The following is an 18,915-nucleotide window of genomic DNA, read 5'->3' as shown; positions in this document are numbered from 1 at the left end:
TTTGCTTGCCCCCGCTACCTGGCGTCGGGGCCCTCGTTGCCGTCAGTCTGAAAGCTGTCGGCCCGGACACCATATGCGGCCGGCATGCCTTGTTGCCCGCAGCACGCGCCCCAGTTCAGCAGCTTCGAGGTATGCCCGATGCCGGGATTGAACGTGTTGGTGGGATCCAGGTCCCGGTAAAACGCGGCCAGTGCCGGCTTGGCGACATATAAGTGGCCCACATTGTGTTCGGCCGGATATTCCGCCTGGCGCGCGTCCAGCAATGCCCACATGCGATGTTCCATCGCGATCGGGTCCACGCCTTTGCGCACGATGTAGTCCTGGTGGAACACGTGGCAGAAGAAATGGCCGTAGTAGAGCTTGTGGACGATGTCGCGTTCCATGTCGGCGGGCAGCGTTTCAACCCAGTCGCGGTCGTTGCGGCGCAGCGCGATATCCAGCGGCACAATGTCTTCGACCGATGAGCGGTGGGTGTCGCGATAGCGAATCGCCGCGCCCGCGATGGCGAAGCGATGCAGAAAGGCTTTGCGACCTTCGTCGGCGTTGCATTCAAAGAACGCTGCATCGGCGCGTCCGTCAAAATGCCGTTGCAGGAACGCGCGCGTGGCGTCGGCGGTGTCGTTGGACACGCGCAGCAGCAAATGGTGTTCGTAGCGATCACGATAGTCGCGCATGCGGCGCGGCAGGTGCTGGGGCCACAACGCCGTGGCGGCCTGGATCAAGCGGTCGGCCAGGCCGTGCAGCCCCAAGCGCTCGAAAATGCCATCGACTCGGCTCTTGATGGCAAACGCTTGCGGCACGCGCGCCGTGCCCAGCTTTTCGATCAGCAAGAACACGTCCTTGCCGTAGCGCGCGCCGATATCGAAGGCGTCGCGATGAATGTATTCACCCGCGATGGGCAGGCGCGGCAGCTCGGCCAACAATTGCCGGCGCACGGCCGTCAGATCGTCGGGTTGGTTGCTGCCGATATAAAAGACGGTGCTGGGTTCGCGTTCAAACGTATCCAGGCGCACGGCGAACAGGCAGACGCGGCCGGCGGAACCCGAGGCCTCGAACAGGCGCGACGGGTCCGCATTGAAGCGGGCCGGCGTGGGTTCGTCGATTTGGCGCACGTGCTGCGCATAGCGCGGATCCGACGCGGCGCCCGCGTCATCGCGGATGTCGGCCGGGCCATATTGCCCGGCCTGCAAGCGGGTCAGGATGTCTTCGGGCGTTGCGCCCAGTTCAATGCCCAAGTGGTTCACCAGGCTTAACGAGCCGTCGTCGTCCACGCGCGCGTACAGGGCCAGTTCGGTGTAGGCAGGGCCGCGCCGCATCAAGGCGCCGCCCGAGTTATTGCACACCCCGCCCAACACGGACGCGCCGATGCAAGACGACCCGATCACCGAATGCGGCTCACGCCCCAGCGGCGCCAGCGCCTGTTCCAGGCGATCCAGCGTGGCGCCGGGCAGGCAAACCACCTGCTTGCCATCGCGGATAAGCTGAATGCCCGGAATGCGCAGCGTGTTGATCAGGACGATGTCGCGGTCGTAGTGATCGCCGTCTGGCGTAGAGCCCCCGGTCAGCCCCGTGTTGGCCGCCTGCATGATGACGATGCGGCCGGATTGCACCACGGCCTGCAACACGCGCCACTGTTCCAACAACGTGCCCGGCCGCACCACGGCAAGGACTTTGCCTTCGCCGGTGCGATGGCCCCTGCAAAAGCGGCGCGTGGCCGAATCGCTGGTCAGTACATGGGCGGGGCCGACCACGGCGCGCAGTTGCGCCAGCAGGGCGGCGCCCTCGGTCATGTTGGACGAAAGCGTCATGGTAGTGGGGACGTGGCCGGATTCGGCGTAAGTTCGATGGCGTGCGAGGCATCGCGCGCGGGGCCATCATACCGAAGATTCACGCAGGGGCGGCGGCCAGTCAGCCCTTGGGCGCCCACAAAGATTCGCGCGTGGCCTCCAGGTGCGTCAGGTAGAGCCGCAGGTCGAATTCGTATTGGTGATAGTGCGGTTCCATGCGCAGGCACAGGTTGTAGAAGGCCTTGTTGTGGTCCTTCTCTTTCAGATGCGCCAACTCGTGCACGGTGATCATCTTCAGGAATTCGGCCGGCACGGTCTTGAACAGCGTCGCCACCCGGATCTCGTGCTTGGCGCGCAGCTTGCCGCCCTGCACGCGCGAGATGTAGGTGTGCTGGCCCAGGGCATGCTGAATCACATGGATCTTGCTGTCGTAGGCAACTTTATTGATCAGGTCGCCGTTGCGCAGATAGGTGTTCTTCAGGTCCGTCACGTACTGGTACAGCGCGCGGTCGGTGCGGACATCGTGCGGGCCATCCGGGTAACGCGACAGCAGGGCGGCGCCCAGCTTGCCGCGCTCAAGCAGCGTTTGGGCCTGGACGAGCAGGGGTTCCGGATAGCCGGTCAGGTATTTCAGGGTAGTCACAGCTTGAGTAGACCTCCGCGTGGCCGCGCCGCCTTAAGCGGCGCAACCGGCGCGGTGTTGTCAGGCGCGCGTCCGCGTTTGGATTCAGGCTCGGGCGCGGCCGAAGACGACGGGCAGCGCCATGAAGAACAAGACCACGAAGAGCGCCAGGCTCCACAAGGCATATTCGATGCCCAGCACCGGCACCTTGGCGTCCATGCAGGTGGCGAAAATGCCGAACAGCCACGGTACGTTGCCTTCCAGGCCGATGCCGGTCATGAAGCGGTCGGCAAACGTCTGGTCGCACGACAGCATGTTGGCCGCCACGCTGTATTGGTACCAGGCCGCCACCACGCCGGACAGCGACAGCAGTGCCGCCAGCGCGCCGGCGATGCGAGTCAGCACCCGGCCGCCGCCAAAGCCACCAACCAGCGCCACCACGCCAATCACCAGGTAGATCAAGCGTTGCAGCACGCACCACGCGCAGGGCGGCATGTCGAAGACGTGTTGGGAAATCAGGGCAACGCCAACGGCGCCGAAGCAAAGCAGGGCAATCAGGCGAAGCAGGCGTTCAGAGCGGGTAGTCATTTTTAACTTGTTTTGAGATTGATCGATGCGGGCGCGCGGCCCGGCCAACGCTTAGGCCTTGGGAACCGGAATTGGTTGCATCACCTGCGTCAACAAACCCAGCATCAGGTCGCGCGCGCCTTCCCAGAAGATCTGCACGCCCAGGCACAGCATGATGAACGCCGACAAGCGCATGAACACGGCCGTGCCGTTGTCGCCCAGACGGTGCAGCATCTGCGCGGCGAAGCGCAGGCAGACATAAAGGGTCAGGGACACCGCGATGATGCCCGGGATGGAACCGCCCAGCCGCACCAGGCTCAGCACGTGGTTCTGGTCGCGCAAGGACACGCCCACGGTGATGGCCGCGGCAATGGAACCGGGGCCGCAACTGATGGGAAACGTCAGCGGGTAGAACGCGCGCGCCTTCGCCATTTCGGGGGTGAACGATTCGGCCATGCGCGCCACGCGCTCGGTGTCGGCGTCGGGCGAATTCACCAGCCGCCAGGCGCTGGCAATCACCAGCATGCCGCCGCCCACGCGCACGATCGACAAGGAAATGCCGAAGAAGCTGAGCAGCACGTTGCCGGCCACCATGGCCACGATCAGCATCAGGCAGACGTTGACCGCCACCCGTTTGGCCAGCACCACGCGCGTGGCCGACGAGGCGCCCTCGGTCAGCGACAGGAAGATGGGCGCAATGGCGGGGGGGTTCAAAAAGGGCAGCAGCGTGGCCAGCGCAAAAAAGAAGCTGCCACCGAAGACGCGCAGATAGTCGTTGAGCTGCATGGGAGCGGGTATCGCCTGGCCGAAAACCCGGATTGTATGCGCTTCGGGCGAGGGTTGGTGACCTGATCGGGCGGCCCGATCAGGAGCCCCTGATCAAGCCACCCGGTCAATCCACCCGGTCAATCCACCCATTCAAGCCACCCAATCAAGCCACGCGATCAGGCCACCCGTTGTTGCGCCTCGTCGCCGGCCAGCGCGTCAAGGATGTCGCGTTCAAACTGCATCTGGATGCGGGGGCGCGCCAGCGCCGAGCCATCCACGATGAACACGTCTTCCACGCGGTCGCCCAGCGTCATGATCTTGGCCATCAGCAGGTTGATCTCGTGCTGGGCGAATACGCGCGCCAGTGCGTGCAGCAGGCCGGGGCGGTCAGTGGCGGTAACGGACAGGCGCCACGACGTGCTGCGCTCGTCCGGCTGCAGCTCGGCTTGCGGCATGACCGGGAACACGCGCGACACACGCGACTGCCGGTTGCGGCCGTAGTAACCGCCACGGCTGGGCTGCGCCTGGGCGGCCGCGTGCGGGTCTTTCAGGCGCTCGGCCAGTTCGTGTTCCACCAGCGTGGCCTGGGCGCGCAGATCGCTGGCGCCTTCGGGCAGCAGCACGATAAAGCTGTCCAGCGCCCAGCCGTGGCGCGTGGTGTGGATGCGCGCGTCCTGAATGGACAGGTTCTTGGCGTCGAAGTACCCGCAGATCGCCACGAACAGGTCCGGCGCGTCGCGCGTGTAGACCATGATCTGCAGGCCTTCGCCTTGCTCGGTGGGGCGCGCCCTGACCACCGCCTGCGTAGGCGCCACCTGGTGATACAGGTGGCGCGTGTGCCAGGCGATGTCCGAGGCGTCGTGGCGCAGGAAGTAGGCCACGTCCAACTGGTTCCAGAAGGCTTCGCGGGCGTCGTCGCGCAGGCCGGCCCGGCGCGTCAGGCGGGCCGCTTCTTCCTTGCGCTCGGTCAGCACCGTGTGGGCGTCCGCATGGGCGCCGCCCAGCGCGGCCAGGGTCAGCTTGTACAGGTCTTCCAGCAGCTTGCCCTTCCAGGCGTTCCAGACCTTGGGGCTGGTGCCGCGGATGTCGGCCACCGTCAGCAGATAGAGCGCCGTCAGATGGCGTTCGTCTTTGACGGTGGCGGCAAATTCCTGCACCACCGCCGGGTCGGACAAGTCGCGCTTTTGCGCCACGGCCGACATCAGCAAATGCTGGCGCACCAGGAACTCCACCAGCTTGGCGTCTTCGGGATCCATGCCGTGGTCTTGCGCGAACTTGCGCACTTCGCGGGCGCCCAGTTCGGAGTGGTCGCCGCCCCGGCCCTTGGCGATGTCGTGAAACAGCGCCGCCACGTATAGCAGCCAGTGTCGGTCCAGCCCTGCAATCAATTGGCTGGCCAACGGGTATTCCTGGGCGTGCTCGGGCATGGTGAAGCGGCGCAGGTTGCGCACCACGGCCAGCGTGTGCTGGTCCACCGTGTAGGCGTGGAACAGGTCGTGCTGCATCTGGCCCACGATGCGGCGGAACACCGGCAGGTAGCGGGGCAGGATGTTCAGCATGGTCATGCGGCGCAGCTCGTGCACGATGCCGCGCGGCTGCTGCAGGATCTGCAAGAACAGCTTGCGGTTGACCGGGTTGCGGCGGAACTGCGCGTCGATGCGATGGCGCGAATGCCAGATGGCGCGCAGCGTGCGCGCCGACATGCCGGTGAGCTCGGGGTGTTGCTGCATCACCAGGAAGGCGCGCAGCAGCAGGGTGGGATTACGTTCGAAGCCGTCGTCGCGAATGATGTCCAGGCGGTCGCGCAGGTTGCGGAAGTCGTCGTCGATGTCGCGCGCATCGCTATCGGGGCGGGGGAACAGCCGCTCTTCGATGTTCTGCACCAGAATGCCGTTCAACTGCGTCACCAGGCGCGCAGCCCAGTAATAGCGCTGCATCAGCAGTTCGCTGCCGCGCCGGGTGGCGGTGGCGTGGATGCCGTAGACCTCGGCCAGCGCCGGTTGCAGATCGAACAGCACGCGGTCTTCTCGGCGCTTCGACAGCAGGTGCAGTTCAATGCGCAAGCGCTTGAAGGCCTGTTCCGCCTTGCGCAGGTCGCGCGCTTCGGAAGACGTCAGCAAGCCCGCTTGCGCCACCGAGCGCCAGCTATTGCCGAAGCCCGCGGCACGCGCCATCCATAGAATGACTTGCAGGTCGCGCAAGCCGCCGGGCGATTCCTTGCAATTCGGTTCCAGCGCGTAGGGCGTGTCGTGATAGCGCGCATGGCGCTGCTGCATCTCGACCCGCTTGGCGCGGAAGAAGGCGCGGGGATCCAGCCGCGACTTCGTGGCGGCGTCGAACTTGCGCATCAGGATGCGGCTGCCCGCCAGCCAGCGCGATTCCAGCAGCGCCGTTTCCACGGTGATGTCGGCATCGGCCTCGCGTTCGCAGTCTTCAATAGTGCGTACGCTGTGGCCCGGCTCCAGGCCCAGGTCCCACAACGAGGCCACCAGCCGTTCAATGGCCGATTCCTCTTCGGGCGTGGGGGCGTGCGGCAGCAGAATCAGCAGATCGACGTCGGAATGCGGATACAGCTCGCCCCGGCCATAACCGCCCACCGCCGCCAGCGTGGCGCCCAAGGGCAGCGGGCAATGCTTGACCAGGTCGCGCAGCGCGGCGTCCACGATGCGCCGCAATTCGGACAGCAACGTGTCCGGCCGCTCGTGTTCGCGGAACTGGGTTACCGCGGCGCGTCGGGCTTGCTGAATGCGTTCACGCAGGGAACTGAGGAATTCGGCGGTCATGGGCGGGCGGCGGAGCCTTACACGGCGGGAATGACGATGGGCTCTTTGATGAAAGCCGGCGGTTGCGGCATGCCGGGCGACAGCGTCAGCACTTCATAGCCGGTATCGGTGACGCAGACGGCATGTTCCCACTGCGCCGACAGGCTGTGGTCGCGGGTCACGACCGTCCAGCCATCGGCAAGCTGGCGAATTTCGCGGCGGCCGGCGTTGATCATGGGTTCGATGGTGAACAACATACCCGTCACCAATTTCACGCCCGTCCCGGGCTTGCCATAATGCAGCACCTGCGGATCTTCATGAAAACGCTGGCCGATGCCGTGGCCGCAGAATTCGCGCACCACCGAAAAGCCGTTGGATTCCGCATGCTTCTGGATGGCGTTGCCCACGTCGCCCAGGGTGGCGCCGTTCTTCACCTGCTGGATTCCCTTCCACATGCATTCGAAGGTGATCTCGGTCAGGCGGCGCGACAAGATGGACTGTTCGCCCACGGCGTACATGCGGCTGGTGTCGCCGAACCAGCCATCCTTGATGATGGTGACGTCGATATTGAGCGAGTCCCCGTTTTTCAGCACCTTGTCGCCCGGAATGCCGTGGCAGACCTGGTGGTTCACCGACGTACAGATGGCGCCGGTGAAGGGCGGGTAGCCGGGCGGGGCGTAGCCCACCGTGGCGGACTTGACCTTCAATTCGTCAGTCAGGTATTCCAGGCAGAGGCGGTCCAGCTCTCCGGTGGTGACACCCGGCTTCACGTAGGGAGTGATGAAATCGAGAACTTTGGCGGCGTCCTGGCAGGCGGCGCGCATCTTGGCCAGGTCGGCCGGATTGGTAATTGTGCCCATGGAGTAACTTGACGATCTCTCGCTTGAATGTCTGCTTGAAAGAATAGTAGAATTATAGGCTTCCCTAAAATTTTGGGGAGCAATCGGGTTACGGCAAGAGCCGATCCTGGCAAAGGTGGTCGAAAACGGACCACATGGATTTCGCCAGTCTCTTTGTGCCCCGAGTGGACTTTTCATGAGATCGGTAGCAAGCCCTGAAGTTTCACCGCAAGCGAAGGTTGTGGAGCGAAATCGGGCAGGTTGCCAGGTACTGAAAAGAGCACGCGGAGTTTTAAGGTACGGGCAGGATTTGTGTGGATCAGTCAAGGCCAACAAAGCTGGGGCACGGCGTGCTTGTAAGCCCGGTCATGTTTTTGAGCGGCGATGCAGGTTCGGTATGGGCGCCAGATTAAGTTCTTGAAAACCTTCGGGTTTTTTGAAGAAATGCCCTGGTGGCCTGATGCGCAAGAGGGCGTCAAGCCTGAATGTGAAGAGCTGGATTTCGCTGCCAACAAAACAAGTCCGGGTGCGCTGAACCCCGGAAACTTCCAGGAATCTCCTGGAGTGTCTGGCTCAGCGCCTGCTTGTGTAGAACAAGCATGAGCAAGTGTGCGGTGCAGGGTTCCTGTTGTGTCGGTCGTCTGGGTTTATCGCGGAAGCAGTAGTTTTATTGCGGCAGTGATCGGTCGGCCCGGTTAAAATTTTGTCCATCCCGCGTGTTGCGGGAAATCGCGCGTCTCACCACCCAGGGTGTCAGCCAGAGGCTGATGCAGGTGCGGCGCAAGAAATCAACCCTTGGAGAATTACATGTCTTTGATGCGCGAAATGCTGGAAGCGGGTGTCCACTTTGGTCACCAAACCCGTTACTGGAACCCCAAGATGGCTCCGTACATCTTCGGTCACCGCAACAAGATTCACATCATCAACCTGGAAAAGACGGTTGATAAGTACCAGGAAGCCACCAAGTTCGTGAAGCAGTTGGCTGCTCGCGGCGGCAACATCCTGTTTGTCGGCACCAAGCGCGCTGCTCGCGAGCTGGTCGCCTCCGAAGCCGCTCGTTGCGGCATGCCCTTCGTCGACGCCCGCTGGCTCGGCGGCATGCTGACCAACTTCAAGACGGTCAAGACCTCGGTCAAGCGCCTGAAGGACATGGAAGTCGTCGTTGCCGAAGGCGGCGCCGAGCGCATGATCAAGAAGGAAGGCCTGCTGTTCCAACGCGAACTGGACAAGCTGAACAAGTCGATCGGCGGCATCAAGGACATGAACGGTCTGCCTGACGCCATGTTCGTCATCGACGTCGGCTACCACAAGATTGCCATCGCCGAAGCCAAGACGCTGGGTATCCCCGTGGTCGCCGTGGTTGACACCAACCACTCGCCCGACGGCATCGACTACGTCATCCCGGGTAACGATGACTCGGCCAAGGCCATCGCGCTGTACGCCAAGGGCATCGCCGACGCCGTGCTGGAAGGCCGCGAACAGAACATGAACGGTCTGGTCGAAGAGCTGGGTGAAGGTCAGGAAGAGTTCGTCGAAGTGCAGGACAACCAGGCCTAAGCCTGCTGTCATGTCCGGCGGTTAGTGTCCGGGAGCGGCTTTTGAAACAGAACCGCTCCCGCCTCGCCGGCACTGCGAAGGTGGGCTCCCATCTTCCTGGCCCGCCACTGGCGGGCGTCCCATCGAATCAAATCACTGCCCCGGCGAGCCGGGGCGTGTCTTAGCAAAATTTGGAGCAAACATGGCTGAAATTACCGCTGCCCTGGTCAAGGAACTGCGCGAGAAGACCGACGCGCCCATGATGGAGTGCAAGAAGGCCTTGACGGAAGCCGAAGGCGACCTGGTTCGCGCCGAGGAAATCCTGCGCGTCAAGCTGGGCAACAAGGCCAGCAAGGCCGCTGCCCGCGTCACCGCCGAAGGCCTGATCGGTCTGTTCATCTCCGCCGATGCCAAGCAAGGCGCCGTCGTTGAAATCAACTGCGAAACCGACTTCGTCGCCAAGAACGACGACTTCGTCGGCTTCGTGAACAAGCTGGCTGAACTGGTCGCCACGCAGAACCCGGCCGACGTCGCCGCTCTGTCGGCCCTGCCGTTCGGTGAAGGCACCGTTGAAACGACCCGTACCGCCCTGATCGGCAAGATCGGCGAAAACATCTCGATCCGCCGTTTCGAGCGCATCGAGACGCCGAACGCGCTGGCAAGCTACGTGCACGGCGGCAAGATCGGCGTGCTGGTGGAATACTCCGGCGCCGAGGAAGTGGGCAAGGACCTGGCGATGCACATCGCCGCCACCAAGCCCAAGGCCCTGAACGCCGACGGCGTGAACCCGGCCGACATCGCCGCCGAGCGCTCGGTTGCCGAGCAGAAGGCTGCCGAATCCGGCAAGCCGGCTGACATCGTCGCCAAGATGGTTGAAGGTTCGGTCGCCAAGTTCTTGAAGGAAGTGACCCTGCTGTCGCAACCTTTCGTCAAGAACGACAAGCACACGGTCGAACAGCATCTGAAGGCCAATGGCGCTTCGATCAGCAAGTTCGTGCTGTTTGTTGTCGGCGAAGGTATCGAGAAGAAGACCAGCGACTTTGCCGCTGAGGTTGCCGCTGCCGCCGCCGGCGCAGCCTAACCGTCAGGGGTAGTGCTTAAAGGCCGGCACTAGATTAAATTCTAGTCCGGCCTTTTTACGCCGCGGGGCCGGTCCATGGGGGAAAACCTCCTGGGCAGAGGGCGAATCCGCGGCATTGAGGGGGTTCCCTCATTCTTGTCTTACACTTTCGTCGGATTGTTCTTCGGGATATCACCTATGAGCAGCAGAGCATACAAACGGGTTCTTCTCAAACTTTCCGGCGAGGCGCTGATGGGCGAGGATGCTTTTGGCATCAACCGTTCCACCATCGTCCGCATGACCGATGAGATCGCCGAAGTCGCCGCCACCGGCGTCGAACTGGCCATCGTCATTGGCGGAGGTAACATTTTCCGTGGCGTCGCCCCGGGTGCGCAGGGCATGGACCGCGCCACCGCCGACTACATGGGCATGATGGCCACCATCATGAACGCGCTTGCGTTGCAAGACGCACTCAAGCACAAGGGTATCGACACCCGCGTACAATCCGCCCTGAACATCGATCAGGTCGTCGAACCCTACATCCGCCCGAAGGCTTTGCGCTACCTCGAAGAGGGCAAGGTCGTCATCTTCGCGGCGGGCACGGGCAACCCCTTCTTCACGACCGACACCGCCGCCGCCTTGCGTGGCGCCGAAATCGGCGCGGAGATCGTGTTGAAAGCCACCAAAGTGGACGGCATCTACAGTGCGGATCCCAACAAGGATCCCACCGCGACGCGCTATTCGCGCATCAGCTTCGATGAAGCGATCGTGCGCCGTCTGGAAGTCATGGACGCCACGGCCTTCGCGTTGTGCCGTGACCAGAAACTGCCGATCAAAGTGTTTTCGATCAATAAGTCCGGCGCGCTCAAGCGAGTGGTCAGCGGCGAAGACGAAGGCACGTTGGTACACGTTTAAAGAAAAGGAAATTCCATGAGCGCAGCAGAAATCCGCAAATCCGCCGAAGCCAGGATGGCCAAGTCGCTTGATACGCTCAAGATCAACCTGGGCAAGATCCGGACGGGCCGCGCCCACACCGGCATCCTGGACCACGTACAGGTCGACTACTACGGTTCGCCCGTGCCGGTCGGTCAGGTCGCCAACGTCAACCTCGTGGACGCCCGCACCATCAGCGTGCAGCCCTACGAAAAGCAAATGGCCGGCCCGATTGAAAAGGCTATCCGTGAATCGGATCTGGGTCTGAACCCGATCTCGATGGGCGACACCATCCGCGTGCCGATGCCCGCCCTGACCGAAGAGCGCCGCCGTGACCTGACCAAGGTCGTGCGCAGCGAAGGCGAAGACGCCAAGATCGCCGTGCGCAACCTGCGCCGTGAAGCGAACGAAGCGTTGAAGAAGCTGGTCAAGGACAAGGAGATCTCCGAGGACGACGAGCGTCGCGCCCAGGACGATGTCCAAAAGCTGACCGATCGTGCCGTGACGGACATCGACAAGATGGTCGTCCAGAAAGAAGCAGAAATCATGACCGTATAATCCGTGATTGTTTCGGGGTAGACGGATAGCCCGTTTTCCCCGGCGTCAGGATTTTCTTGCCTATGCGCCGTCCTTACCATTGCTTCGCAGCACCGCTATGCAGCAATGGAACGACGGCGCAGGTTTTTCTCCCGTATTTCTGATTTTCGCCGGCCTTCCGCGCAGCCCCACACCCATGGCAACCAGTTCGACCCAGGCGGTTCCCGATACTCGCGACATACCCGAACACGTCGCCATCATCATGGATGGCAACGGGCGATGGGCTACGCGGCGGCTGCTGCCTCGCACTGCCGGCCATGCCAAGGGCGTGCAGGCCGTGCGTCGCGTGGTCGAGGCCTGTGGGCGCGCCGGGGTGCGCTACCTGACGTTGTTCGCCTTCAGTTCCGAAAACTGGCGCCGGCCCGCCGAAGAAGTCTCGCTGTTGATGCGCCTGTTCGTGCAGGCGCTGGAGCGCGAGATCGGCAAGCTGGACGAGCAGGGCGTGCGCTTGCATGTCATTGGCGACCTGAGCGCCTTCGAACCCCGCCTGCAAGAGCTGATCATGGCCGCGCAGGCACGTACCGCGCACAACGACCGCCTGCATCTGACGGTTGCCGCCAACTACGGCGGACGCTGGGACATTCTTCAGGCCACCCGCGCGATGCTGGCAGCCGAACCCGAGCTTGCGTCCCACCCCGAGCAAGTCAATGAAGAGCGCCTGGCTCGGCATCTGTCGATGTCGTGGGCGCCCGAGCCCGATCTGTTCATCCGCACCGGCGGTGAGCAGCGCATTTCCAATTTCCTGATCTGGCAGATGGCTTACGCGGAGTTCTACTTCACGGACCGCTATTGGCCGGATTTTGGCGCCGCCGAGCTGCAAGCGGCTTTTGACTGGTATCGCACCCGCGAACGCCGCTTCGGCCGCACCAGCGCGCAAGTCAACGAAAGCGGCGCGCAGTAAGCAGACGGCGACAAGCGCGTCTTTCCAGAGCAGCACACGAGGAGACCGTCATATGTTGGGCCAGCGTATCGTTACCGCCGTCATTCTGTTGGCCATTCTGGCCGCCGCGATGATCAGCGCCAACCCCTGGTGGTTTGTCGCCTTGCTGGCCTTGGCCGCCGCCTGCGCCAACTGGGAATGGCTGCGCCTGACGCTGCCCCAGCCTCCGTCCCCCTTGATTTCCATCGGCGTCGCCGTGCTGCTGTTCGCCGGCATGCTGGCGCTTGCCTCGGCCTGGCTTGCCGGTGGTGGCGTGGGTTGGCGCGATCCGGCCTGGGTGCTGCGCTATGTGGTGCCCGCCGTCGCCGCCGTCTGGCTGTTCGGCGGCGTTACCGCCGTGATTCGCGGCCGTTCCGATGCGCCGCCCGCCAGCCTGGGTTGGTCCGTCTTTTCCGTACCCGCCGCCTTTGCCGCCTGGGCCGTGCTGGCGCAGATGTTTGTCGCGCGCGGCGCGGGCTTTGTGGTGTCGCTGCTGGCGCTGGTCTGGGTGGCTGATATTGCCGCGTATTTCGCCGGCCGCGCCTTCGGTAAGCGTAAGCTCGCCCCTAGGGTCAGTCCGGGCAAGACCATCGAAGGCGCCATTGCCGGAGTGCTGGGCGCGGTGGTCTGGATCGGGCTGTCCAGCTTGTGGGCCGGCTCGTTTGGCCACGCGCTGGTGGAGCGCTGGAGCTTCTGGCTGGCCTTGCCCATTGCCGCGTTGCTGGGCGTGGTGTCCATCGTGGGCGACCTGTTCGAATCGCTGCTCAAGCGCCGCGCGGGTCGCAAGGATTCCAGCACGCTGCTGCCCGGCCACGGTGGGGTGTATGACCGAATCGACGCGATTCTTCCCGTCGCGCCGTTTGCGCTAATTTTGTCTGGAGTGCTGTTTTGACGGTTTTTCAACGCGTCGTCGTGCTCGGGTCGACCGGATCGATCGGTGAAAGCACGCTGGATGTGATTGCCCGCCACCCTGAACGCCTGGGGGTTTACGCGCTGTCCGCCCACAGCCGGATGGAGCGTCTGGCTGAGCAGGCCCTGGCCAGCCGCGCCGCCGTGGTCGTGGTGCCGGATGCGGCCGCCCGCAAGCGATTCATCGCCGCCTGGACGGGCGCGCAGCCCATGCCCGACATCCGTGTGGGCGCGCAGGCGCTGGCCGATACGGCGGCGGACCCGCAGTGCGATTCGGTCATGGCGGCCATCGTGGGCGCGGCCGGCTTACCCGCCGCGCTTGCCGCCGCGCGTAGCGGCAAGCGCGTGTTGCTGGCCAACAAGGAAGCGCTGGTCGCCGCGGGCTCGCTCTTCATGCGGGCCGTGCGCGACAACGGCGCGGAACTGCTTCCCATCGATAGCGAACACAATGCCATTTTCCAGTGTCTGCCTCACGGCGGGCGGGCCCAGGCGCCTGACGCGCCCGCGCCGGGCGTACGCCGCCTGTTGCTAACGGCCTCCGGTGGCCCGTTCCGCGGGCGCGATCTCGAAGACCTGCACGATGTGACCCCCGCTCAAGCCTGCGCCCACCCGAACTGGAGCATGGGCCGCAAGATCTCGGTGGACTCGGCGACCATGCTCAACAAGGGGCTGGAAGTGATCGAGGCGCATTGGCTGTTCGCCATGCCCGCCGACCGAATCGAAGTAGTGGTGCACCCGCAAAGCGTCGTGCATTCCATGGTTGAGTACGACGATGGCTCCGTGCTGGCACAGTTGGGCCAGCCCGACATGCGTACCCCCATTGCCTACGGGCTGGGCTTTCCTGAACGTCTGGAAAGCGGCGTCGGGCCGTTGGATCTGACCCGCCTGGGTCGCCTGGATTTCGAAAAGCCCGATCTGGCTCGGTTTCCTTGTCTGGCCTTGTCCTTTGACGCCTTGCGGGCCGGGCAGGGCGCCTGCGTTGCGCTCAACGCCGCCAATGAAGTCGCCGTTGCGGCGTTTTTGGACGGCCGTCTTCCCTACACCTGGATCGCGCGCGTGATCGAAGCCACCCTGGAGTGGCAGGCGGGGCAAGCATCTGTTACGCTCAACAGTCTTGACGAAGTGCTGGCGCTGGACGCTGATGCGCGCACCTTCGCAGGTAACCTTGGGCTGGCCTGACGGCTGGCCCCGCTTGCTTCTGATTCCCTAGATCCCGATCCCCATGCTTTTCACCCTGCTGGCCTTTGCGGTAGCGCTTGGCTCACTGATCACCTTCCATGAGCTGGGACACTATTGGGTGGCCCGCCTGTGCGGCGTGAAAGTGCTGCGTTTCTCGTTGGGGTTCGGCAAGGTCATTCTGCGCCGCACGGACAAGCATGGCACGGAATGGGCCGTGTCCGCCTTGCCGCTGGGCGGCTACGTCAAGATGCAAGACGAAGCGCCCGCCGGCGCCACGCCGGCCGAGGCCGCCAGCGCATTCAACAACAAGCCGGTTGGCCAGCGCATCGCCATCGTCGCGGCCGGCCCGCTATTCAACCTGATCCTTGCGGTCTTCCTGTATGCCGGGCTGAACATGGCCGGTACGGACGAACCGCAGGCCATCATCGCCCAACCCACCGCTGAATCGCCTGCCGCGCAGGCCGGCCTGCTGGCTGGCGACCGCATCCTTGCCATTGATGGCCAGGAAGTCGCGTCGTGGTCGGACGCGCGCTGGCGCCTGATGGACGTCCTGTCCACCGGTGGCCGCGCGCTGGTTGAAGTCAGCACCCCGTCGGGCTCGGTCCAGCAACGTGAACTGAACTTGCCGCCCAACGCCATGGACCCTTCCGCCGGCGACCCGCTTGCCGCGGCCGGTATCCGCCTGGCTCAGCCCAAGCCTGGCGTGCGCGCCGTCAACGACGGCGGCGAAGGCCAGGCAGCCGGGCTGCGCACCGGTGACACCATCGTCGCCATCAACGGCCAACCCACGCCGGAAACGGGCTCGGTCATCAAGCAGATCCAGCAAAGCGCCGGCCAGACGCTGACGCTGACCTTGCTGCGCGATGGCGCCAATATTTCGCTGAATGTCACGCCGCGCCCCGAAGTGGTGAACGGCCAGGAAATCGGCCGGCTGGGCGTCCAGTTGGGCGGCGACGTGCCCATGGTGACCGTGCGCTATGGCTTGTTCGAAAGCGTGTGGCTGGGTGCGGTGCGCACCTGGGACACGGCCTGGTTTTCGCTGCGCATGATGGGCCGCATGGTTACGGGCGATGTCTCGTGGCGCAATGTCAGCGGTCCGGTCACTATCGCGGACTATGCCGGCCAGACCGCCAGAATCGGCATTGTTGCGTATATCGCCTATATTGCGTTGATCAGTATCAGCTTGGGTGTATTAAATTTGCTTCCCATTCCTATGCTTGATGGCGGCCATCTGCTGTACTATCTCGTCGAAATTGTGCGGGGTAGCCCGCCGCCAGCGAGGTGGATCGATATTGGACAGCGCGCCGGCATAGGTTTATTGGCAGGCCTTATGGGGCTTGCGCTGTTTAACGATTTCACGCGTTTATTCACCTAATCGCGATTTAGCATAAAATCCCCCGCCATTTGCACGACCGAGGATAGTCAAGGATGTCTTTTCGCCGGATGTTTCATCACAAAAAGGGTGTACTGCCGGGTCTCATCGCCGCATTAATGCTGCCGGCCATGGCCCAAGCCTTCGACCCTTTTGTCGTGCGGGATATCCGCGTAGAAGGGATTCAACGGACTGACGCCGGCACCGTCTTCGGTTATCTCCCCGTGAAAGTGGGCGAGAAATTCACCGAAGAAGAAGCGACCGAGGCCATCCGCCGCCTTTACGGCACGGGCTTTTTCACCGACGTCCAGATCCAGACGGACAACAACGTGGTTGTGGTCGTGGTGCAGGAACGGCCGACCATCGCCTCCGTCAATTTCAACGGCATGCGCGAATTCGACTCCAAGGCGATCACCACGTCGTTGGGGCAGGTCGGTTTTGCCGAAGGCCGCATTTTCGACCGCTCCATGCTTGAGCGCGCGGAATACGAACTGAAGCAGCAATACCTGTCCAAGGGCAAGTACGGCGTTGAAGTCACGTCCACCGTGACGCCGTTGCCGCGCAACCGCGTTGGCGTGAGCTTCGACGTGTTCGAAGGCGATGTCGCCCGCATCCAGGAAATCCGCTTCGTCGGCAACAAGGCTTTTTCGGAAAGCGATCTGCTCGACGAATTCAAGCTGACGACGCCGGGCTGGCTGACCTGGTACACCGATACCGACAAGTATTCCCGCGAAAAGCTCGAAGGCGATCTGGAACGCCTGCGCTCGTTCTACCTGGACCAGGGTTACCTGGAGTTCTCGGTCGAGCCCCCGCAGGTCACGATTTCACCCGACCGCAAAGATATCCGCATCACGATTACCGTTCACGAAGGCGAGCCCTACAAGGTGCGCAGCGTGAAGCTGGCCGGCAACCTGCTGGGCCTGGACAAGGAAATCAACGCGCTGGTGCAGGTCAAGCCGGACGAGACCTTCTCGGCCGCCAAGGCCAACGATTCCGCCAAGGCCATTACCGATTACCTGGGTGAACTGGGCTACGCGTTTGCCAACGTCAACCCGAACCCGCAACTGGATCGCGCCAAGCACGAAGCCGACCTGACGTTCTACGTCGATCCGAGCCGCCGTGTTTATGTGCGCCGCATCCAGATCGGCGGCAACACCCGCACGCGCGACGAAGTCGTGCGCCGCGAAATGCGCCAGCAGGAAGCCGCCTGGTATGACGCGAAAGACATCAAGACCTCGCGCGACCGTGTCGACCGCCTGGGCTACTTCAGCGACGTCAACGTCAAGACCGATCCGGTTCCGGGCTCGCCCGACCAGGTCGACGTGAACGTCGACGTGAAGGAAAAGCCTACCGGCATGATCAACCTGGGCGTGGGCTACGGCTCGTCTGAAAAGGCGATTCTGTCGGCCGGTATCAGCGAAGACAACGTATTCGGCAGCGGCACCAACCTGACGCTGCAGTTGAACACCAGCAAGACGAACCGCGCGATCGTGCTGTCGCACACCGATCCGTACTGGACCAAGGACGGCATCAGCCGCACCACGTCCGCGTACTACCGCGTGACCGAGCCCTGGAACAACAACGACGGTGACTACCGCGTCAAGGCCATCGGCCTGGGCATGAACTTCGGTATTCCGATTTCCGAGTACGACCGGATCTTCCTGGGCGCGAACTTCGAGCACAACCAGATCGACCTGTTCACGAATTCGCCGCAGGCCTACAAGGACTTCGTGGGGCAGTACGGCGATTCGACCAACTCGGTCATCTTCAGCACCGGCTGGTCCAAGGACACCCGAGACAGCGCCCTGGCGCCCACGAGCGGTTCGTACACGCGCCTGAAGGCCGACGTGTCCACGGTGGACCTGCAATACACCATGCTGACGGGTCAGCAGCAGTACTTCGTGCCCTTGGGCGGTTCCTACACGCTGGCCTTGAACGGCATGGTGGATTGGGGCCGCAGCTACGGCAGCAAGGACTACCCGGTCATCAAGAACGTCTATGCCGGCGGTATCGGCACCGTTCGCGGCTACGAAGGGTCGTCGCTGGGTCCGCGCGATACGCTCACGGGCGACTATCTGGGCGGCACGCGCCGTATCGTGGCCAACGCCCAGTTGTATCTGCCGTTCCCGGGCGCCAGCAAGGACCGTACGCTGCGCTGGTTCATCTTCAGCGACGCGGGCCAGGTTGCTGCCGGCAGTGGTCTGAGCTGCACCCGCGGCCGCGACAATACCGAGGTCGAAGATCCTTGCGGCTGGCGTTTCTCGGCAGGTATCGGCCTGTCGTGGCAGTCGCCGATGGGGCCGTTGCAGTTGTCTTACGCCCGTCCGCTTAACTCCAAGCAGGGCGACGACAAGCAAAGCTTCCAGTTCCAGATCGGTACCGGATTCTAAGCGCGCCGTTACGCTTGAAAACAAGGGAGGGGCCCCATGGGCCGGCTCCCTTGCTGTTTAGTGGCACAATACACACTTTGGCTTTGCCTTACGGAAGGTGAGATTTTCATGATGTCTGATTTCGCACTTAAATCATCGAATACGCCGCGCGCCAAGCGCCGTGGCAAGCTGGGCGGCTCCATTGCCCTGGTGGGTGCGCTCATTCTCGGTTCGGCTGCTGCGATTCCCGCGCAGGCTCAAAACACCAAGATCGGCTTCGTCAACACTGAACGGATTCTGCGTGAATCGGGTCCGGCCAAGACGGCGCAAAGCAAGATCGAAGCCGAATTCAAGAAGCGCGACGACGAACTCCAGCGCCTGAACAACAGCCTGCGTTCGCAAGCCGAGAAGTTCGACAAGGACGCGCCGGTTCTGTCGGAGTCGGATCGTGTGAAGCGCCAGCGCGAACTGTCCAACCTGGATACCGACCTGCAACGCAAGCGTCGTGAATTCCAGGAAGACTTCAATCGCCGTCGCAATGAAGAATTCTCGGGCATCGTCACGAAGGCCAACGAGGCCATCAAGCGCATCGCCGAGCAAGAAAGCTACGACCTGATCATCCAGGACGCCGTGACGGTCAACCCGCGCATCGACATCACCGACAAGGTGATTCAGAGCCTGGGCAAGTAAGCAGTA

16 protein-coding genes are annotated in these 18,915 nt (G+C 63.1%); 10 read left to right on the top strand and 6 right to left on the bottom strand.

Annotation, left to right across the window (positions count from 1 at the left end; genetic code table 11):
* Nucleotides 1-14: 14 nt before the first annotated feature.
* The 6 genes from dld to map all read right to left on the bottom strand — a co-directional run bounded on the left by dld (nt 15) and on the right by map (nt 7,366).
* On the bottom strand, nt 15-1,808 hold the full coding sequence (gene dld, locus ACE04A_RS05410) for a D-lactate dehydrogenase (RefSeq protein ID WP_448715791.1): 1,794 nt from the start codon (nt 1,806-1,808) through the stop codon (nt 15-17).
* A 100-nt stretch (nt 1,809-1,908) separates the two neighbouring features.
* Complete coding sequence (locus tag ACE04A_RS05405) at nt 1,909-2,430, bottom strand: M48 metallopeptidase family protein (protein WP_100855470.1); 522 nt, start codon at nt 2,428-2,430, stop codon at nt 1,909-1,911.
* 84 nt (nt 2,431-2,514) lie between these two features.
* The gene (locus tag ACE04A_RS05400; protein WP_259248433.1) at nt 2,515-2,997 is read right to left on the bottom strand and encodes a disulfide bond formation protein B; all 483 of its coding nucleotides are present in this window, start codon (nt 2,995-2,997) and stop codon (nt 2,515-2,517) included.
* A 51-nt stretch (nt 2,998-3,048) separates the two neighbouring features.
* Complete coding sequence (locus ACE04A_RS05395) at nt 3,049-3,762, bottom strand: MarC family protein (protein WP_050446563.1); 714 nt, start codon at nt 3,760-3,762, stop codon at nt 3,049-3,051.
* 158 nt (nt 3,763-3,920) lie between these two features.
* On the bottom strand, nt 3,921-6,527 hold the full coding sequence (locus tag ACE04A_RS05390; protein ID WP_279996894.1) for a [protein-PII] uridylyltransferase: 2,607 nt from the start codon (nt 6,525-6,527) through the stop codon (nt 3,921-3,923).
* Nucleotides 6,528-6,544: 17 nt separating this feature from the next.
* The gene (gene map, locus ACE04A_RS05385; RefSeq protein ID WP_259248423.1) at nt 6,545-7,366 is read right to left on the bottom strand and encodes a type I methionyl aminopeptidase; all 822 of its coding nucleotides are present in this window, start codon (nt 7,364-7,366) and stop codon (nt 6,545-6,547) included.
* 786 nt (nt 7,367-8,152) lie between these two features.
* Between map and rpsB the strand changes: the two genes are divergently transcribed.
* The 10 genes from rpsB to ACE04A_RS05335 all read left to right on the top strand — a co-directional run bounded on the left by rpsB (nt 8,153) and on the right by ACE04A_RS05335 (nt 18,909).
* Nucleotides 8,153-8,902 carry a 30S ribosomal protein S2 gene (rpsB, locus tag ACE04A_RS05380; RefSeq protein WP_259248421.1) on the top strand — a complete coding sequence of 250 codons (750 nt, stop codon included), beginning with the start codon at nt 8,153-8,155 and terminating at the stop codon, nt 8,900-8,902.
* Between the two features lie 181 nt (nt 8,903-9,083).
* Nucleotides 9,084-9,962 (top strand): translation elongation factor Ts, encoded by an 879-nt coding sequence (gene tsf / locus ACE04A_RS05375; RefSeq protein ID WP_050446559.1) that lies wholly within the window; start codon nt 9,084-9,086, stop codon nt 9,960-9,962.
* 177 nt (nt 9,963-10,139) lie between these two features.
* Nucleotides 10,140-10,856, top strand: coding sequence for a UMP kinase (pyrH, locus tag ACE04A_RS05370; protein ID WP_046807187.1), 717 nt, complete (start codon nt 10,140-10,142; stop codon nt 10,854-10,856).
* Between the two features lie 15 nt (nt 10,857-10,871).
* Nucleotides 10,872-11,432: a ribosome recycling factor gene (frr, locus tag ACE04A_RS05365; protein ID WP_100855474.1), complete on the top strand. Its 561-nt coding sequence runs from the start codon at nt 10,872-10,874 to the stop codon at nt 11,430-11,432.
* A 175-nt stretch (nt 11,433-11,607) separates the two neighbouring features.
* The gene (gene uppS, locus ACE04A_RS05360) at nt 11,608-12,372 is read left to right on the top strand and encodes a polyprenyl diphosphate synthase (protein ID WP_259248403.1); all 765 of its coding nucleotides are present in this window, start codon (nt 11,608-11,610) and stop codon (nt 12,370-12,372) included.
* A gap of 52 nt (nt 12,373-12,424) precedes the next feature.
* Complete coding sequence (locus tag ACE04A_RS05355) at nt 12,425-13,282, top strand: phosphatidate cytidylyltransferase (protein ID WP_259248395.1); 858 nt, start codon at nt 12,425-12,427, stop codon at nt 13,280-13,282.
* On the top strand, nt 13,279-14,478 hold the full coding sequence (locus ACE04A_RS05350) for a 1-deoxy-D-xylulose-5-phosphate reductoisomerase (RefSeq protein WP_259248394.1): 1,200 nt from the start codon (nt 13,279-13,281) through the stop codon (nt 14,476-14,478). Before ACE04A_RS05355 ends, ACE04A_RS05350 begins: the two co-directional genes overlap by 4 nt.
* A gap of 43 nt (nt 14,479-14,521) precedes the next feature.
* Nucleotides 14,522-15,853, top strand: a complete 1,332-nt coding sequence (gene rseP, locus ACE04A_RS05345; protein ID WP_259248388.1) for an RIP metalloprotease RseP — start codon at nt 14,522-14,524, stop codon at nt 15,851-15,853.
* A 53-nt stretch (nt 15,854-15,906) separates the two neighbouring features.
* Entirely contained in the window at nt 15,907-18,240 is a 2,334-nt protein-coding gene (gene bamA / locus ACE04A_RS05340; protein ID WP_259248383.1) for an outer membrane protein assembly factor BamA, read from the top strand.
* A 108-nt stretch (nt 18,241-18,348) separates the two neighbouring features.
* Nucleotides 18,349-18,909, top strand: coding sequence for an OmpH/Skp family outer membrane protein (locus tag ACE04A_RS05335; protein ID WP_046807180.1), 561 nt, complete (start codon nt 18,349-18,351; stop codon nt 18,907-18,909).
* Nucleotides 18,910-18,915 lie beyond the last annotated feature (6 nt).

It is taken from the genome of Achromobacter colocynthidis (assembly GCF_057334535.1).
This window is presented reverse-complemented; position numbering and strand designations above follow the sequence as displayed.

What these genes read in the sequence shown, in the direction of transcription:
- frr (WP_100855474.1), top strand. Translation starts at nt 10,872, where the DNA reads ATGAGCGCAGCAGAAATCCGCAAATCCGCCGAAGCCAGGATGGCCAAG.
- ACE04A_RS05355 (WP_259248395.1), top strand. Translation starts at nt 12,425, where the DNA reads ATGTTGGGCCAGCGTATCGTTACCGCCGTCATTCTGTTGGCCATTCTG.
- rpsB (WP_259248421.1), top strand. Translation starts at nt 8,153, where the DNA reads ATGTCTTTGATGCGCGAAATGCTGGAAGCGGGTGTCCACTTTGGTCAC.
- uppS (WP_259248403.1), top strand. Translation starts at nt 11,608, where the DNA reads ATGGCAACCAGTTCGACCCAGGCGGTTCCCGATACTCGCGACATACCC.
- dld (WP_448715791.1), bottom strand. Translation starts at nt 1,808, where the DNA reads ATGACGCTTTCGTCCAACATGACCGAGGGCGCCGCCCTGCTGGCGCAA.
- rseP (WP_259248388.1), top strand. Translation starts at nt 14,522, where the DNA reads ATGCTTTTCACCCTGCTGGCCTTTGCGGTAGCGCTTGGCTCACTGATC.
- pyrH (WP_046807187.1), top strand. Translation starts at nt 10,140, where the DNA reads ATGAGCAGCAGAGCATACAAACGGGTTCTTCTCAAACTTTCCGGCGAG.
- ACE04A_RS05335 (WP_046807180.1), top strand. Translation starts at nt 18,349, where the DNA reads ATGATGTCTGATTTCGCACTTAAATCATCGAATACGCCGCGCGCCAAG.
- ACE04A_RS05400 (WP_259248433.1), bottom strand. Translation starts at nt 2,997, where the DNA reads ATGACTACCCGCTCTGAACGCCTGCTTCGCCTGATTGCCCTGCTTTGC.
- map (WP_259248423.1), bottom strand. Translation starts at nt 7,366, where the DNA reads ATGGGCACAATTACCAATCCGGCCGACCTGGCCAAGATGCGCGCCGCC.
- ACE04A_RS05390 (WP_279996894.1), bottom strand. Translation starts at nt 6,527, where the DNA reads ATGACCGCCGAATTCCTCAGTTCCCTGCGTGAACGCATTCAGCAAGCC.
- tsf (WP_050446559.1), top strand. Translation starts at nt 9,084, where the DNA reads ATGGCTGAAATTACCGCTGCCCTGGTCAAGGAACTGCGCGAGAAGACC.
- bamA (WP_259248383.1), top strand. Translation starts at nt 15,907, where the DNA reads ATGTCTTTTCGCCGGATGTTTCATCACAAAAAGGGTGTACTGCCGGGT.
- ACE04A_RS05395 (WP_050446563.1), bottom strand. Translation starts at nt 3,762, where the DNA reads ATGCAGCTCAACGACTATCTGCGCGTCTTCGGTGGCAGCTTCTTTTTT.